This window comes from Streptomyces sp. NPDC055239 (genome assembly GCF_053606205.1).
This window is the reverse complement of the sequence record NZ_JBSGRD010000007.1, coordinates 233756-248001: the sequence shown is the minus strand read 5'-3', so window position 1 is coordinate 248001 and position 14246 is coordinate 233756. Positions and strand designations below refer to the sequence as shown.

Annotated in this window: 15 protein-coding genes; 5 read left to right on the top strand and 10 right to left on the bottom strand. The window is 68.6% G+C overall.

The window, feature by feature from the left end; translation table 11 throughout:
• Positions 1 to 308: 308 nt before the first annotated feature.
• Positions 309 to 1397 carry a chitinase gene (locus ACWFRJ_RS23650; RefSeq protein WP_453534638.1) on the bottom strand — a complete coding sequence of 363 codons (1089 nt, stop codon included), beginning with the start codon at positions 1395 to 1397 and terminating at the stop codon, positions 309 to 311.
• Positions 1398 to 1594: 197 nt separating this feature from the next.
• Here ACWFRJ_RS23650 and ACWFRJ_RS23645 point away from each other — a divergent pair, with 197 nt between their 5' ends.
• Complete coding sequence (locus ACWFRJ_RS23645) at positions 1595 to 2329, top strand: ankyrin repeat domain-containing protein (protein WP_453534199.1); 735 nt, start codon at positions 1595 to 1597, stop codon at positions 2327 to 2329.
• Positions 2330 to 2363: 34 nt separating this feature from the next.
• Here the strand turns inward: ACWFRJ_RS23645 and ACWFRJ_RS23640 are convergent, their stop codons facing one another.
• The 7 genes from ACWFRJ_RS23640 to ACWFRJ_RS23610 form a co-directional block, all read right to left on the bottom strand.
• Complete coding sequence (locus ACWFRJ_RS23640) at positions 2364 to 3551, bottom strand: GDSL-type esterase/lipase family protein (protein WP_453534197.1); 1188 nt, start codon at positions 3549 to 3551, stop codon at positions 2364 to 2366.
• Positions 3552 to 3701: 150 nt separating this feature from the next.
• Entirely contained in the window at positions 3702 to 4271 is a 570-nt protein-coding gene (locus ACWFRJ_RS23635; RefSeq protein WP_453534194.1) for a TetR/AcrR family transcriptional regulator, read from the bottom strand.
• Positions 4272 to 4360: 89 nt separating this feature from the next.
• Positions 4361 to 5143, bottom strand: a complete 783-nt coding sequence (locus ACWFRJ_RS23630) for an oxidoreductase (protein ID WP_453534191.1) — start codon at positions 5141 to 5143, stop codon at positions 4361 to 4363.
• A 124-nt stretch (positions 5144 to 5267) separates the two neighbouring features.
• Positions 5268 to 5846, bottom strand: coding sequence for a TetR/AcrR family transcriptional regulator (locus tag ACWFRJ_RS23625; RefSeq protein ID WP_453534188.1), 579 nt, complete (start codon positions 5844 to 5846; stop codon positions 5268 to 5270).
• 46 nt (positions 5847 to 5892) lie between these two features.
• Complete coding sequence (locus tag ACWFRJ_RS23620) at positions 5893 to 7440, bottom strand: DEAD/DEAH box helicase (RefSeq protein ID WP_453534185.1); 1548 nt, start codon at positions 7438 to 7440, stop codon at positions 5893 to 5895.
• A 162-nt stretch (positions 7441 to 7602) separates the two neighbouring features.
• Positions 7603 to 7806: a cold-shock protein gene (locus ACWFRJ_RS23615; RefSeq protein WP_100598391.1), complete on the bottom strand. Its 204-nt coding sequence runs from the start codon at positions 7804 to 7806 to the stop codon at positions 7603 to 7605.
• Between the two features lie 275 nt (positions 7807 to 8081).
• The gene (locus ACWFRJ_RS23610; protein ID WP_453534182.1) at positions 8082 to 8240 is read right to left on the bottom strand and encodes a hypothetical protein; all 159 of its coding nucleotides are present in this window, start codon (positions 8238 to 8240) and stop codon (positions 8082 to 8084) included.
• A gap of 615 nt (positions 8241 to 8855) precedes the next feature.
• Here ACWFRJ_RS23610 and ACWFRJ_RS23605 point away from each other — a divergent pair.
• The gene (locus ACWFRJ_RS23605) at positions 8856 to 9977 is read left to right on the top strand and encodes a sugar ABC transporter substrate-binding protein (RefSeq protein ID WP_453534179.1); all 1122 of its coding nucleotides are present in this window, start codon (positions 8856 to 8858) and stop codon (positions 9975 to 9977) included.
• Between the two features lie 254 nt (positions 9978 to 10231).
• Positions 10232 to 10738 carry a molybdopterin-dependent oxidoreductase gene (locus ACWFRJ_RS23600; RefSeq protein WP_453534176.1) on the top strand — a complete coding sequence of 169 codons (507 nt, stop codon included), beginning with the start codon at positions 10232 to 10234 and terminating at the stop codon, positions 10736 to 10738.
• 31 nt (positions 10739 to 10769) lie between these two features.
• On the opposite strand, the gene ACWFRJ_RS23595 is transcribed toward ACWFRJ_RS23600, so the two are convergent.
• The gene (locus tag ACWFRJ_RS23595; RefSeq protein ID WP_453534173.1) at positions 10770 to 11705 is read right to left on the bottom strand and encodes a LysR family transcriptional regulator; all 936 of its coding nucleotides are present in this window, start codon (positions 11703 to 11705) and stop codon (positions 10770 to 10772) included.
• Between the two features lie 230 nt (positions 11706 to 11935).
• On the opposite strand from ACWFRJ_RS23595, the gene ACWFRJ_RS23590 reads away from it, so the two are divergent.
• Both ACWFRJ_RS23590 and ACWFRJ_RS23585 read left to right on the top strand, forming a co-directional pair.
• On the top strand, positions 11936 to 12688 hold the full coding sequence (locus ACWFRJ_RS23590) for a sulfite exporter TauE/SafE family protein (RefSeq protein WP_453534170.1): 753 nt from the start codon (positions 11936 to 11938) through the stop codon (positions 12686 to 12688).
• A gap of 106 nt (positions 12689 to 12794) precedes the next feature.
• A complete protein-coding gene (locus tag ACWFRJ_RS23585; RefSeq protein WP_453534167.1) occupies positions 12795 to 13271 on the top strand; it encodes a carboxymuconolactone decarboxylase family protein in 477 nt (158 codons plus the stop codon).
• 19 nt (positions 13272 to 13290) lie between these two features.
• Here the strand turns inward: ACWFRJ_RS23585 and ACWFRJ_RS23580 are convergent, their stop codons facing one another.
• On the bottom strand, positions 13291 to 14229 hold the full coding sequence (locus ACWFRJ_RS23580; RefSeq protein ID WP_453534164.1) for a cupin domain-containing protein: 939 nt from the start codon (positions 14227 to 14229) through the stop codon (positions 13291 to 13293).
• Positions 14230 to 14246: the final 17 nt, after the last annotated feature.

The window sequence follows — 14246 nt, the reverse complement described above, 5'->3', positions numbered from 1 at the left end:
GCACTTGTCACGATCGAAGCGGCGGCCCATCGTGGCCGCATGGCGGGCGTAGGTCAGCATGCCCAACCGGTACGTGCGACTCGCAGGGCTCGGCCAACAACTGGATCTGACGAAACCGGACCTCGGACCTGAGCCATCGGTCCCCCGCAGCCCCACGCTTGCCCAAGCTGACCAACGTCGACAGCAGTCACGTTTTCCCTCTTTGCCCGTCTACGCAGGGACTCTAGTAGGGATACCGGGCAAGACGGACAGCCTTACGAGAAGCATGAGCGGTGAAGGGTGCGGCCCCAACTGACCTGAAAGTGGTTTTAGTTCGGCAGGCCACGCTGCTGAAGCGCCTTCACGTTGTTCCCGAACGTCCAGCCCTTCGAGCCGTCCCAGTTGATGGACCAGGTCATCAGGCCCTTCAACGCGCCGTTGTAGTGGTTCCACGCCTGTGTCACCAGGCTCGGGGACATGTAGCCGCCGCCCGCGCCCGGTTGTGCGGGCAGGCCCGGGACCTGTTTGTCGTAGGGGACCTTTATCGTTGTGCCCTGGACTACGAGGCCCTTGTTGAGGCAGTCCGTCTGCGCTACGAAGCCCTGGACGGTTCCGGCGGCGTAGGAGTCGCCGGAGCAGCCGTACATGCTGCCGTTGTAGTACTGCATGTTCAGCCACCAGAGGCGGCCGTTGTCCGCGTACTTCTTCACTATGGGGAGGTACGCGCCCCAGATCGAGCCGTACACCACGCTGCCCCCGGTGACGTACGCCGTCTCGGGTGCCATCGTCAGGCCGAAGTTGGCGGGCATGCGGGCGAGGACGCCGTCGATGATGCGTACGAGGTTGGTCTGCGAGGCGGAGAGTTGGTTGATGTTGCCGCTGCCGACGAGGCCCGTTTCGATGTCGATGTCTATGCCGTCGAAGTTGTACTTCTTCAGGATCGGCACCACGGTCTCGACGAAGCGGTCGGCGACCTTGCTCGAGCTGAGGTCGATGCCCGCCGCGGCGCCGCCGATCGACATGAGGATCGTGGCACCGTCCGCCTTGGCCTGGCACATCTCGGCCGGGGTGGCGACCTTGACCGTCGAGTCCATTCCGTCCTCCCACAGGACGGTTCCGTCGGAGCGGATGACGGGGAACGCCGCGTTGATCACGTTGTAGCCGTGGTCACGCATGCGGGTGTCGGTGATCGGGGTCCAACCGAAGGGCGGGTGAACGCCGTTGGAGGCTCCGTCCCAGTTCTCCCAGTAGCCCTGGAGCACCTTTCCGGCGGGCTTCGACTTGACCGCGCACGTTTCGGCCTCGGCGCCCTGGGCGCCGGGGACGACCTGTGCGACGGCCTGGGGGATGTCCTGGCGGTGCTGCGTCGATGCACCGCTCGGCGCGGCGCCCACGAGCAGCGGCACGGCGAAGGCCATCGCCAGACCGACCGCCAGAAGACGGGACGGCGCACCGCGCGGGGCGAGGGCGTGGGGAGATGTTCGGGATGACACGCTTACCTCCTGGACTGTGGTGCCTGGAGACGTAAGTGGTGCGACGCGCCACACCGTAAAGTGGTCCAGACCTGCCGTCAATAGGTCTGGACCAGACCGATCGAGCAGGAGGCCTCCCCCGCATGGACATCCTCGACTCCCAGGACCCGCTTGCCCTCTCGGTGACCGAGGCGATCCGGAAGGGCGACGTCCCCGCTCTGCGTCAGCTCCTGGCCGAACACCCCGCGCTGGCCACCGGCTACATCAGTCAGGACGGTCCCGCCGCGGGCCGACGAAGTCTTCTGCACATCGCCACCGACTGGCCCGGCCACCACCCCCATACCGAGGCGGTCATCGCCACCCTGGCCGCGGCCGGTGCCGACCCCGACGCCCGCTTCGTCGGCGCCCACACCGAGACGCCTCTGCACTGGGCCGCCAGCAATGACGACGTCACCGCGCTGGACGCCCTCCTCGACGCGGGCGCCGACATCGAGGCGACCGGCGCCGTCATCGGCGGAGGTACCCCGCTGTCCGACGCGCGTGGCTTCGGCCAGTGGCGGGCTGCCCGCAGGCTCCTGGAGCACGGCGCTCGTGCGGACCTGCAGGACGCGGCCACCCTTGGCCTGTTCGACCAGGTCGAGGGCCATCTCGCCGATCCTGACTCCCCCACCGAGTCCGAGATCACCAGCGCCTTCTGGGGCGCCTGCCAGGGCGGCCAACTCCCCACCGCCCAGCGTCTGATGCAGGAGGGGGCCGACGTGAACTGGATCGGCTACGACCGCATGACGCCTCTGGACGTCGCCCGCTCGCAGGACGCCGACGACGTCGTGCGGTGGCTGCTCGCCCGAGGTGCCAAGGGGCGCGCGGACTTCGCGTGAGTCACGGGCCCACTCCCGACGCACCCGCTCGGGCTCAGGCGCCCGGGCCCGCGAAGGGCCCCTCGGCCGTGAAGGCCAGCTTGGCGAAGCGTTCGCCCATACGGCGGTGGGTGGCGGCGTCGGGATGGATCCCGTCGGGCAGCGGCAACTCGGCGGAGTCGGCCTCCCCGTACATCTCGCGGCCGTCCAAGTAGTAGAGGTGCGAGTCCTCGGCCGCTCGTTGCTCCACGATCCGGGCCAGTTCTTCACGGATGACGCCGAGGGTCAGCTTCCCGCTCCTGATCTCCTCCGGGTCGCCCATGGCGACGAACCCGAGCCGCCCCTCGCCGAGGGCGCTGAAGTCCGGCGCGCTGGGGCCCGGCGTGTCCTCATGGATCGGACACAGAACGGGCGAGACGACCAGTAGTGGTGTGGTGGGGTGCCCTTCTCGGATGGTGTCGAGGAAGCCGTGGACGGCGGGGCCGAAGGCGCGCAGACGCATCAGGTCGGCGTTGACCACGTTGATGCCGATCTTGATGCTGAGCAGGTCGGCGGGGGTGTCCCTCATGGCGCGGGCCGTGAACGGGTCGAGCAGGGCGCTACCGCCCAGGCCGAGGTTGATCAGCTCCACACCGCTGAGGGAGGCGGCGAGCGCCGGCCAGGTGGTGGTGGGGCTCGCGGCGTCGGAGCCGTGGCTGATCGAACTGCCGTGGTGCAGCCACACTTTGCGGCCCTTGTCCGGCGCGGGCTCGATGGGCGCGTCGGTGCGCAGGGCGACGAGTTCGGTGGTCTCGTTGTGCGGCAGCCAGATCTCGATGTCCTTGACGCCGTCGGACAGTTCGGTGAAGCGCAGGGTGCCTACCGGGCCGGACCCGCGCTCGAAGGTTCCGGCGGTCATGTCGATGGTCAGGGTGTTGCCGCCGCTCACAGTGGCCTGACCGGCGAGGCGACCGTCGACCAGCAGGTCGTAGAGGCCGTCCGGCCTGGGCGGGGCGCCGACGTAGACGCGCTTGGTCGGCAGCGTGTCCAGTTCGACGGCGGTGGCCCGGGTGCGGAAGACAACGCGTACGCCTGAGGGCTGGGACTCCGCCATGGCCAGCTGTCCGTCGGAGCACTGGGCGCGGGCCCGTGCGGGCAGCCGGTGCGGCAGAACGCCGTGCGCGGTCTGCTCCAGATCGAGTGCGCCGCGCAGGATGTCCTCGGTGATGGGTGTGGTGATCCAGTCGTGCTCGGTGCTGTCCATGGTCTCCGCCTGCTGATCAAGGTTTCTGAGTTGTCGTCGGGAGCGCCGACCAGTCGGTCGTACGTCGTCACTCGCGCGGGAGCTGACTCCGCCGGCGCGGGAGCCGACTCGTCCGGCCCGCGAGCCGACTCGGCCGGCGCGGGCCCCTGGTCAAGGCTGCGGCCAGTTCCGCAGCAGGGCGTCGAGGGCGTCCAGGATGCGTGACCACGTCTCCTGCGAGTCGGGTTCGCTGTGGCTGAACCCCCCTGCCATCTCCAGGCTGACGTAGCCGTGGAAGACGCTGCCCAGCATCCGGACCGCGTGGGTCTGGTCGGGCTCCGTCAGGTCGTAGCCGCGCAGGATCGCCCTCGTCATCTGTGCGTGCCTGCCGCCGGCACTGGCGGCCGCCGCCTCCGGGTCGAGCCTCAGCTGAGCCGCGGCGTAGCGCCCGGGGTGCTCCCGGGCGTAGTCGCGGTAGACGTTGGCGAGCGCGGTCAGGGCGTCCTTCCCGGCCCGCCCCGCCAGTGCGGCGGCGCCCCGGTCGGCCAGTTCCTCCAGGGAGAGGAGAGCGATCCTCGTCTTGAGGTCCTGGGAGTTCTTGAGATGCGAGTAGAGACTCGCGACCTTGACGTCGAAGCGCCTGGCGAGCGCCGAGACGGTCACCTGGTCGAAGCCGACCTCGTCGGCCATCTCCGCCCCGGCCAGAGCCAGGCGCTCCGTGGTCAGTCCTGCGCGAACCATGCCCTTCCTCTCCTTCGGCATAACTGATTATGCATTTACCTAATACCTTTAGGCAAATCAGCTAGCCACGCAGGAATCAGGGCGCACCCTCAGACCGTCTTGACCGTGCCCCCGTCGATCACGTAGTCCGCCCCGGCGACGTTGCCCGCCACGTCGGAGAGCAGGAACGTGATCAGCGATGCCACCTCCCGGGGCTCGGTGATCCGCCCGGTGGTGATGCCGAACGCCTCCGGGATCTGCTCGAGGAACGCCCCGTGCTCGGCCCCGAAACCGGCCGCGACCTTGCCCCCGAAGCCGTCGGGGTCCTCCCAGATGGCAGTGCGCACCACGCCCGGCGAGACGGTGTTGACCCGTACGCCCCGCGGCCCGAACTCCTCGGCAAGGGACTTGCCCAGCGAGGCGAGCGCCGCCTTGGCCGCGCTGTAGGCGACGGGACCGGCCGCGGGCAGACGGGAGTTGATGGACGAGACGTTGACGATCGCACCCCGGCGCTCGATGAGGCTGGGCAGCGCGGCGCGGCTGACGCGGACCGCACTGAGCAGGTTGAGGTCGAAGACGCCCTGCCACTGCGTGTCGTCGGTGTCGAGGAAGCCGACCGGCTCCACGGCGTCACCGCCGCCGACGTTGTTCACCAGCAGGTCGATCCCACCCAGCTCGGCGAAGGCGCCGTCCATGAGCGCACCCACCCCCTCCGGAGTACCGAGGTCGGCCGATACCGCGAAGGCTCCCGTCTCCTTGAGTTCGGGGGTGATGGTGCGCGCCGCACCCACGACGCGCACCCCCTCGTCCACCAGCGTCCTGACGGTGGCCAGGCCTATCCCGCGACTGGCGCCGGTGACTACGGCGGTCTTGCCAATGAGGTCGAGCTTCATGCTGTTACGTCTCCTCCAAGAGAACACTTCTTGACCTGTAGGTACAAAATATGGGCACACGTCAGGAGGCGAGCCACCGGCCAATTCCGCCGAGAAGCCGCTCAGTGGCGACAGCGCGGGAAAATCAGAGGGAGTCGACCGTCGCGTCGATCACCCTGGAAAGGCGCTCCGGACCCTCCGCGACCCGCCCCATCAGCCGTAGCCCGACGACCGTGGTCAGCAACAGGCTCCCGACGGCGCGAGCGTCACGGCCGGAGGCGATCTCCCCCGCACGCTGCCCCTTCTCCACCAGCGCGGAGAAGGCTTCTTCGGTGCGGTCGAACATGCGCCGGACGAGCTCGGTCGCCATCTCGTCCGTCCCGGCCAGCTCCGCCGCGGTGTTCACCGCCATACAGCCGCGCCGGTCCGGGTCGGCGAGGTCCATCTCGACGAGCAGCCACAGCGCCGCGCGCAACCGTTCCTTCACGGGCCCCGACTCCTCGAGCATCTCGATGAGAGCCACGGCCTGACTGTCGCGGTAGCGGCACAGCGCCCGTTCGAACAGCGCGTGCTTGCTGCCGAAGGTGTTGTAGAGACTGCCCTTGCCGATACCGAGCGCGTCAACGAGGTCCTGGGGCGTGGTGGCGGCATATCCCTTCCGCCAGAACACGTCCATGGCCCGCTCGACGGCGGCGTCCGGATCGAACTGCTTCGGCCTTCCCATGATCAGGAGCCTAGACTGTTATTGACCTACAGGTCAAGAACTTTCCTCAGGCAGCTCGCCGCACCCGTGCGGCCTTACGGGCCTCCGCCATCTCGCGGGATTCGGCAGTCCTGCGAGAGCCGCCGCCGGAGCGACCGGGCTGCCCCGGACGCGTACCCATCCCCCGGAAGGGGGCGCCGCCGCGCTGCTTGGGGCGCTCCGTGGGCGTGCTGCCGGCGATCGGCACACCGGAAGGCGCCTTCGCGCCCGTGATGCGGCTCAACGCGGCCTCGCCGGAACGGACTTGAGTGATCTGCGGCCGGATCCCGGCGGCGGACATCAGCCGGTTCATGTCGCGGCGCTGGTTCGGCGTGACCAGCGTGACGACGCTGCCGGACTCACCGGCGCGGGCCGTACGGCCGCCCCGGTGCAGGTAGTCCTTGTGGTCGATGGGCGGGTCGACGTTCACGACCAGGTCGAGGTTGTCGACGTGGATGCCGCGGGCCGCGACGTTCGTGGCCACCAGAACCGTCACGGCGCCGGTCTTGAACTGGGCGAGCGTGCGGGTGCGCTGCGGCTGGGACTTGCCGCCGTGCAGCGCGGCCGCGCGTACGCCGCTGCCCATCAGGTGCTTGGTGAACTGGTCGACGGCGTGCTTGGTGTCCAGGAACATGATCACCCGGCCTTCGCGCGCCGCGATCTCGGTGGCGGTCGCCATCTTGTCGGCGCCGTGCACGTGCAGTTCGTGGTGCTCCATCGTGGTGACCGCGCCCTTGGAGGGGTCGACCGAGTGGACGACGGGGTCATGGAGGTAGCTGCGGACCAGGAGGTCGACGTTGCGGTCCAGCGTGGCGGAGAACAGCATCCGCTGGCCGTCGGGGCGCACCTGGTCGAGCAGCTCGGTGACCTGGGGCATGAAGCCCATGTCGGCCATCTGGTCGGCCTCGTCCAGAACGGTGATGCTCACCCGGTCCAGGCGGCAGTCCTTGCGCTCGATGAGGTCCTTCAGGCGCCCGGGCGTCGCGACGAGCACCTCGGCCCCGGACCGCAGCGCACCGGCCTGCCGGCCGATCGACATGCCGCCGACCACCGTGGCGAGCTTCAGCTTCAGGGCACGGGCGTACGGCGTCAGCGCCTCGGTGACCTGCTGGGCGAGCTCCCGGGTGGGGACCAGGACAAGGGCGAGGGGCCGCTTCGACTCGGCGCGCTGACCGGCGGTGCGCACGAGGAGCGGGAGCCCGAAGGCGAGGGTCTTGCCGGATCCGGTGCGGCCACGGCCCAGTACATCCCGGCCCGCGAGGGCGTTCGGCAGCGTTGCCGCCTGGATCGGGAACGGCTCGGTCACGCCGAGACCAGTGAGCGTCGTCAGCAGTGGGGCGGGCATGTCCAGTTCGGCGAAGGTCTCCGCCGCCGGGAGGCCCGGGGTGATGGTGACCGGCAGCGCGAACTCGCCCTGCGGAGCGGCGGGACGACGCCCCTGGCCGCCAGAGCGGTTGCCGGGACGGGGGCCGCCAGCGTTGCGGGGGTTGGCGCCGTTGCGGGAGCTGGCACCGCGGGGGCCACCGCTGTTACGGGGATTGGAATAGCGGTCGTTCGTGCGAGCTGAACGGTTCACGTAGAACCTTCCTCGATATGGCACGCATCGAGGAATTCTCGGCGGACATCAACCGAACGAATTGCAAGCACGAGCCGAATAAAAGACAAACTTCTGTAAACAGCAACGAGCTGGTGCCCGCACCGTGAGGTGCGGGCACCAGCGTCGTCTTACGCTTCAGCGTCAGGCAGGAACGATGTTCTCGGCCTGCGGGCCCTTCTGGCCCTGAGTGACATCGAAGTTCACCTTCTGGCCTTCCTGAAGCTCACGGAAGCCCTGGGTGGCGATGTTCGAGTAGTGGGCGAAGACGTCGGGGCCGCCACCCTCCTGCTCGATGAAGCCGAAGCCCTTTTCCGAGTTGAACCACTTCACGGTGCCAGTAGCCATACTAAATATCTCCTTCGGGGCAAGCCCGGGACCCGCACTGTGCGAACCCCGGCGTCGCCACGTTGATTGCCCCGTCCGGAAAACTTCTTCCGGAAATACAAAAGTGCCCGGCGGAAATTTATCCACCAAAGGCACTTGAAGTCTTATGGGAACCACAACTGCAACTACGATCAACAGTAGCACGAGATCAGCTTCACGGCACGGGCAAGCTGCGCACATTCGCCCGACCGGCCGAGAGACCGCACCACATTGCGGAAATTTGTGGACCTCTGGCCTCACCCGGGGCGGGAAATGGCCCGCTGGAGCAGGCCACGCAGGGCCTCCTGCTCCTTTTGCGCGAGGCCGGCGAGGGGCGAAACCTCGGCGAGGAGCCCCGGGAGCGGCGCCCGCAGCGCGACACAGCTCATACGCTCGGCCAGCTCCCCCGTGGCCATGGGCCCCGCCGTCTGCCGCTCGGCGGTGACCTGCGCTTCGGGGCCTCCTTCATGAAGCCCATGAACCCCCGCGCATGAACCCCCATGAACCCCCATGAACCCCCGTGAACCCCGAGAGCACTGTCACCTAGCACCGGACCGCGACCGCGCGGCTGGCTGGCTGGCTGGCTGCCGGGCACCATCGACGAGGACTGGGCCGGCCCGGAGATCTTCCCCGGCGGGCAGGGCCTGGATGGACAAGGCCCGGGCGGGCCGGATTGGGGTGGGCAGCGCCTCATCGCCTTCGGCGACGCGCTCCGCTCCCCCGTTCAGATCGGCCATCCCGAATGGTCCGCGGCCCCCGCCACGACTCCGCCCAGTCCGCAGACTTCCGCCGCCGCCTCGTCGGTGAACTCCAGGAGCCCGGCACGATCCTCCGGGCGTGTCCGGGCCGTATCCGGCCTCCGTTTGGGCGCTTCGTTGTTGTCACGTGTAAATGAAGGACAGTTCAACACTGAAACGCACATTCCATTGCAATCTTGTTATGTATTGACTCCTTGACGCCGGGAACGCCCCAGGGTTGGCTTTCAGCCACCTCGGATCACAACAAAGCGGTCCGATCGAGGAAGTGGGCGAATGAGAACCCGTACGCGTGAAGCCACCGTCGCCGTATCTGTCAGCGCCCTGGCACTCTCGCTTGCCGCATGCGGCAGCCTCCTGGGATCCGACGACGACGGAAACAAGACCGCGAGGAAGGGTGACGCGGTCACCGTCGGTCTGCTCCTGCCCGAAGCGGAGACGGCTCGCTACGAGAAGTTCGACCACCCCATCATCGAGAAGCAGGTCAAGAAGCTCACCAACGGCAAGGGCAGGCTCGTCTACGCCAACGCCGACGAGGACGCCGCCAAGCAGAGCGACCAGCTCGGCCAGATGGTCGCCGACAAGGTCGACGTGATCCTGGTGAGCGCGGTGGACGCGAAGAAGATCGCACCGGCGGTCAAGAAGGCGAAGGAAGCGAACATTCCCGTCATCGCCTACGACCGGCTCGCCGAGGGCCCCGTCTCCGGGTACGTGGCCTTCGACAACGAACTGGTCGGCCAGGTCCAGGGCCAGGCGATCCTGAGGGCGCTCGGCAGCGGAAACCGTAAGAAGAGCAAGATCGTCATGATCAACGGCTCACCGACCGACCCGAACGCCGCCGTCTTCAAGGAAGGCGCGCTCTCCCAGCTCCGCAACCAGGTGGTCATCGCCAAGTCGTACGACACCCAGGGCTGGAAGCCGCAGACAGCCGGCGCCCACATGACCGAGGCGATCACCGCGATAGGCAAGGACAACATCGCCGCCGTCTACTCCGCCAACGACGGCATGGCGGGCGGCGCCATCAAGGCCCTCAAGGCCGCCGGGCTCACCGACCTGCCGCCGGTCACCGGACAGGACGCGGAGCTGTCGGCCGTGCAGCGGATCGTCACGGGCGAGCAGTACATGAGCGTCTACAAGCCCTACCCGGAAGAGGCTGTCGGCGCCGCGCAGATGGCTGTCCGGATCGCTCAGGGACGCATGGTCGAGTTCGACGCGCTGGCCGGGGACAAGTCCGAGAACGCCACCACGAAGAACATCCCCTCCCTGCTGGTCTCGGTGCGCCCCATGACGCGGGACACCATCAAGTCCACGGTCATCAAGGACGGCATCTACAAGACCGAGGAGATCTGCACGGCCGAGTTCAAGGCGGCGTGCGCGACGGTCGGCCTCAAGGGCTGAGGACCGGGGAGTCCCGGGATGCCCGAAGGGAGCTGAGGCGCTGCGTCTCAGCGCATATGCGTCTCAGTGCCTCTGCGCCACTGCGCCACTGCGCCACTGCGCCTCGGAGGATGAACTGGAATTCGCCAACCCAGTCTTCGTATCAAGCTCACAAGAGCAAGGAAAATGCGGCAAGACGGGTCGCATCCACGATTCCCTCGAACGGCAGCCGGGTATGACTGGCGGCAGCCGCGACTGTCCGGAGGGGGAATCCGATGAGCCGACCCGGCACGTCCACGCGCCCGGTCCCCGTACGTACGGGGGTCACAGGGACCCTCGCCATGTGCGGGGACATCGACCGCCCCGCCACGCTGACCGTGGCTGACCTGCGGGAGCAGTGGGAGCAGCACGAGGCGGATGTGGTCTTCGACTGCGCCACCAACGGGCCGCAGCACCACACCTTCACCGGACCGCTGCTCCGGGAGGTCGTCGGCGACGCAGGACCGGCGTTCGATCCCCGGCGCCGCAAGGACCGTTCGCGCTTCCTGCTGGCCGTAAGGGGCGGGGACGGCCATCACACCGTCCTGTCCTGGGCGGAGATCGACGCGGACTTCGGCAATACGCCCATCCTGCTTGCCACCTGCCTCGACGGCCAGGATCTGGACACCGTGGGGAGCCAGCTCGTGGTGCCGTCGGATCGCTGCGGGGCGCGCTACATCAGCGCGATCAGCAGCATCTGGATCGGCGCATGCCGCGTGCCCGAGGAATCCATGAGCCACTGACCGGACACTTCCATGCGCCACTCACCGGACACTAAGGACGGCCGCTGACACTCTCCGGCGACGCCTGCCCGGGGACGCGTCCGACAGGGCAGTTGTGGCTGACCGTGTCGGCGAAGGCTTTGGCCAAGGGGGACAGTGCTTCCCAGCGGCGTACCGCCCAGCCGGTCCACAGCGTGGGCAGTTCCGGGATGGGGATCAGGCGCAGATCGGGGTGACCGGGACCGCGCCACCCCGGCAGGTCGGGGACGATCGCGTGGCCGAGGCCGAGTTCGGCGAGCAGGAGGGCGGTGTCCCAGTCGGCGACGCTGGTGTCGGAGGCCGGGCTGATGCCGTGCTCGGTGAACCAGGCGTCCAGGCGCGCGCGGGAGGTCGTTTCCTCCGGGAGCCCGATGAGCTGGATTTCGGCCAAGTCGGCTGTGGTGATCAGCGGCTTCGTCGCGATGGGGTCGTCACGGTGGACGGCGAGCACCCAGGGAAGTTCGATGACGGGGCGTTGCTCGATGCCCTTCACCGGTGCGCCGAGGGTGATCCAGGCCAGGTCGAGACCGCCCGCGATGAGGGCGTCGAAGCAGCTGCGGCTGGAGTGCGCGGTCTGGAATTCGAGGCTCACCTGGGGATGGCGGTGCCGGAAGGCCACGATCGCGTCGGACAGGAAGTGCCGCACCGTCGTGGCGCCGGTGGTGATCCGCACCGATCCGGCCTCGCCGTGCACCAGATCGTTCAGCCGACGCAGGGCGTGGTCGATGTCGCCGAGCCCGCCGGCCGCCGCGTTCTGCAGGAGCTGTCCGGCGGGGGTGGGTACGACTCCGCGCGGATGGCGTTCGAGGAGGCTGAGCCCCAGCTCCCGCTCCAGGCGCTTGATGTGCTGGCTGACCGCCGACTGCGTACAGGAGAGGTCGCGGGCGACGGCGCTGAGGCTGCCCGTTCGGCAGGCGGCCACGAAGACGCGTAGGTCGTCGAGAGTCATGGATGGTGAAGCTACAGCTTGGAGGTCTGCAAGGAAATCCGAGGATTGACTTGGGTGTTGGGTCGGCGGGACGATCTTCTCGGGCCCAAAGGCGGCAACCTGGCCCGGCCCGCACGTCATCCGGAAGGCGTGCAGGGCGGGCCGGGTGCCGACCGTCCGCTCCGCTCCAGACTTCTCCGTCCCGGGCTGCCCGCACTCCGGTACTCCGACCGACCCGGGAAAGGCGATCCATGCACGCACTCGAGACAGTGGCCATAGCCGCCGCGGCCGTCGCTGCCGGCGGCATCAACGCGGTGGTCGGCTCCGGCACCATGATCACCTTCCCCACGCTGCTCGCCTTCGGATACCCGCCCGTGCTGGCCAATGTCTCCAACACCATCGGGCTCGTACCGGGCGTGATCAGCGCGGCGTACGGATATCGCGCCGAGCTCAGAGGCCAGCGGCCCCGCCTCATCAGGCTCGGCCTGGCGTCACTCCTGGGCGGTGTCGCGGGAGCGGTGCTGCTTCTGAAGCTGTCCGCCGACACGTTCCGTTCCGCCGTGCCCGTGCTGATTCTGCTCGCCTGCGCGCTGCTGTTGTTGCAGCCCCGCCTCCAGAAATGGCTCGCGCGGCGCGACAGCCGCGGCCGTGAGGACGGCGGCATCCCCCTGTGGGCCGGCGTCCTGGGCACCGGCGTCTACGGCGGCTACTTCGGCGCGGCCCAAGGGGTCTTGCTCATGGGCCTGTTCGGGTCGTTCCTCCGGGATGATCTGCAGCGTCTGAACGCCGTCAAGAACGTCCTCGCGTCCATCGTGAACGGCGTGGCCGCGGTCATCTTCATCGCGGTGGCGAGCGTCGACTGGACGGTGGTCGGCGTGATCGCCCTCGGCTCGACCCTGGGCGGTCTGATCGGCGCGCGGGTGGGCCGTCGCTTGTCACCCGCCGTGCTGCGCGGGCTCATTGTCGCCGTCGGCGTGACCGCGGCCATCGCCGTGGCCGTCTGACAGCCGCAGCGCGCAAAGGTGACGCGCGTCACAATCACCCCTGTCGAATCACGCCGAACCCATCCGTGTAGGAGGTGTAACCGCCAGCAACGCCAAGGAGCGCATCATGGAAGCCCGTTTGAACCTGCTCAACAGCCCGCTCGTGGCCAAGGCCTTCAAGTACATCGCCTCGGCGAGCAAGGTGATCATCTCGGAGTCGACGCTGCCGTCGAGGACCCAGGACCTGGTGATGCTCCGGGCCAGCCAGATCAACGGCTGCGGTTTCTGCACCGACATGCACGCCAAGGACGCCGCGCACGCCGGGGAGACCTCGGTCCGCATCAATCTGATCGCCGCCTGGCGCGAGGCCAAGGTCTTCACCGAAGCCGAGCGGGCCGCCCTGGAGCTGACCGAGCAGGGGACGCGTATCGCGGACGCTGCCGGTGGTGTCACGGACGAGGCGTGGGCGAACGCCGCCAAGCACTACGACGAGGATCAGCTCGCCGCCCTGGTGGCACTCATCGCCCTCATCAACGCCGCCAACCGCGCCAACGTCATCGTCCAGCAGCCCGCGGGTGACTACCAGCCCGGCCAGTTCGGCTGATGAGGAGCCACGAGAGGCTCTAGGCCGCCCTGCTCTGGCGCCGGTAACCTCCCGGCGCCAGGCCGTACTCCCGTTTGAAGGCTTTGGCGAAGGCGAACTCCGAGCCGTATCCGGTGCGGGCGGCGACCGTTGTGAGCGGGGCGTCGGACTCGCGCAGCATGCGGGCGGCGCTCGTCATGCGCCAGCGCGTCAGATAGGCCATCGGCGGTTCGCCGACCAGAGTGGCGAACCGCCGGGCGAACGCGGCGCGGGACAGTCCTGCCTGTTCCGCCAGGGACTCGACCGTCCACGAGGCCGCGGGATGGTCGTGCATGGCCGTCAGGGCGGGCGCGACCGCCGAGTCCCGGAGGGCGGCGGCCCAGCCCTGTGCGGCGTCCGGGGGCTGGTCGTCGAGCCAGGCCCGCAGGATGTAGAGAAGCAGCGAGTCGATCAAGGTGGGCACGATGCCGTCCGAGCCCATGCGCGGGTTCTCCAGCTCGGAGCCGAGGAGTTGGACGGCGGAGCTCAGCTCCGGATGGTGTCCGTGCCGCGTCGGGAGATGGATCACCTCGGGCAGCTGGCGCACCAGAGGGTGCGGTCGCCCCTGGTCCAGGTGGTAGCTGCCGCACAGCAGGCTGGTCTCGGCGCCCTCGCCGCCGAGTGTGATCGAGCCGATCGGTGAACTCCCGCGGAACTGCGCGCTCTCGCACTCCTCGGCCGGGGTGGAGGGATGGTCGGCGAGGACATGGCCCCGCCCACCGCGCAGGAAGATCACATCTCCGGGGTTCAGCTGGATCGGCTTCAGGTGCGGGGGCGCGTCGGGCAGCGGAACCAGCCAGCAGGTCCCGTAAAGGACGACGTGGAAGCTTGCGCCCGCGACGGGCGGCAGGCTCAGGCCCCAGGGGGCGCGGCCGTTGGTCCGTGCGGATGCCGGGCGCCCGGTGCGCATCGAGGCCAGCGCCTCGGTGAGGATGTCCATCCGGCCTCGCCTTTCCT

Bases quoted from the DNA above. Each gene is read 5' to 3' on its own strand.
- ACWFRJ_RS23630 (WP_453534191.1), bottom strand. From the start codon at position 5,143: ATGAAGCTCGACCTCATTGGCAAGACCGCCGTAGTCACCGGCGCCAGT.
- ACWFRJ_RS23635 (WP_453534194.1), bottom strand. From the start codon at position 4,271: ATGGTTCGCGCAGGACTGACCACGGAGCGCCTGGCTCTGGCCGGGGCG.
- ACWFRJ_RS23650 (WP_453534638.1), bottom strand. From the start codon at position 1,397: ATGGCCTTCGCCGTGCCGCTGCTCGTGGGCGCCGCGCCGAGCGGTGCA.
- ACWFRJ_RS23625 (WP_453534188.1), bottom strand. From the start codon at position 5,846: ATGGGAAGGCCGAAGCAGTTCGATCCGGACGCCGCCGTCGAGCGGGCC.
- ACWFRJ_RS23595 (WP_453534173.1), bottom strand. From the start codon at position 11,705: ATGACTCTCGACGACCTACGCGTCTTCGTGGCCGCCTGCCGAACGGGC.
- ACWFRJ_RS23580 (WP_453534164.1), bottom strand. From the start codon at position 14,229: ATGGACATCCTCACCGAGGCGCTGGCCTCGATGCGCACCGGGCGCCCG.
- ACWFRJ_RS23645 (WP_453534199.1), top strand. From the start codon at position 1,595: ATGGACATCCTCGACTCCCAGGACCCGCTTGCCCTCTCGGTGACCGAG.
- ACWFRJ_RS23640 (WP_453534197.1), bottom strand. From the start codon at position 3,551: ATGGACAGCACCGAGCACGACTGGATCACCACACCCATCACCGAGGAC.
- ACWFRJ_RS23610 (WP_453534182.1), bottom strand. From the start codon at position 8,240: ATGGCCACGGGGGAGCTGGCCGAGCGTATGAGCTGTGTCGCGCTGCGG.
- ACWFRJ_RS23590 (WP_453534170.1), top strand. From the start codon at position 11,936: ATGCACGCACTCGAGACAGTGGCCATAGCCGCCGCGGCCGTCGCTGCC.
- ACWFRJ_RS23615 (WP_100598391.1), bottom strand. From the start codon at position 7,806: ATGGCTACTGGCACCGTGAAGTGGTTCAACTCGGAAAAGGGCTTCGGC.
- ACWFRJ_RS23600 (WP_453534176.1), top strand. From the start codon at position 10,232: ATGAGCCGACCCGGCACGTCCACGCGCCCGGTCCCCGTACGTACGGGG.
- ACWFRJ_RS23605 (WP_453534179.1), top strand. From the start codon at position 8,856: ATGAGAACCCGTACGCGTGAAGCCACCGTCGCCGTATCTGTCAGCGCC.
- ACWFRJ_RS23585 (WP_453534167.1), top strand. From the start codon at position 12,795: ATGGAAGCCCGTTTGAACCTGCTCAACAGCCCGCTCGTGGCCAAGGCC.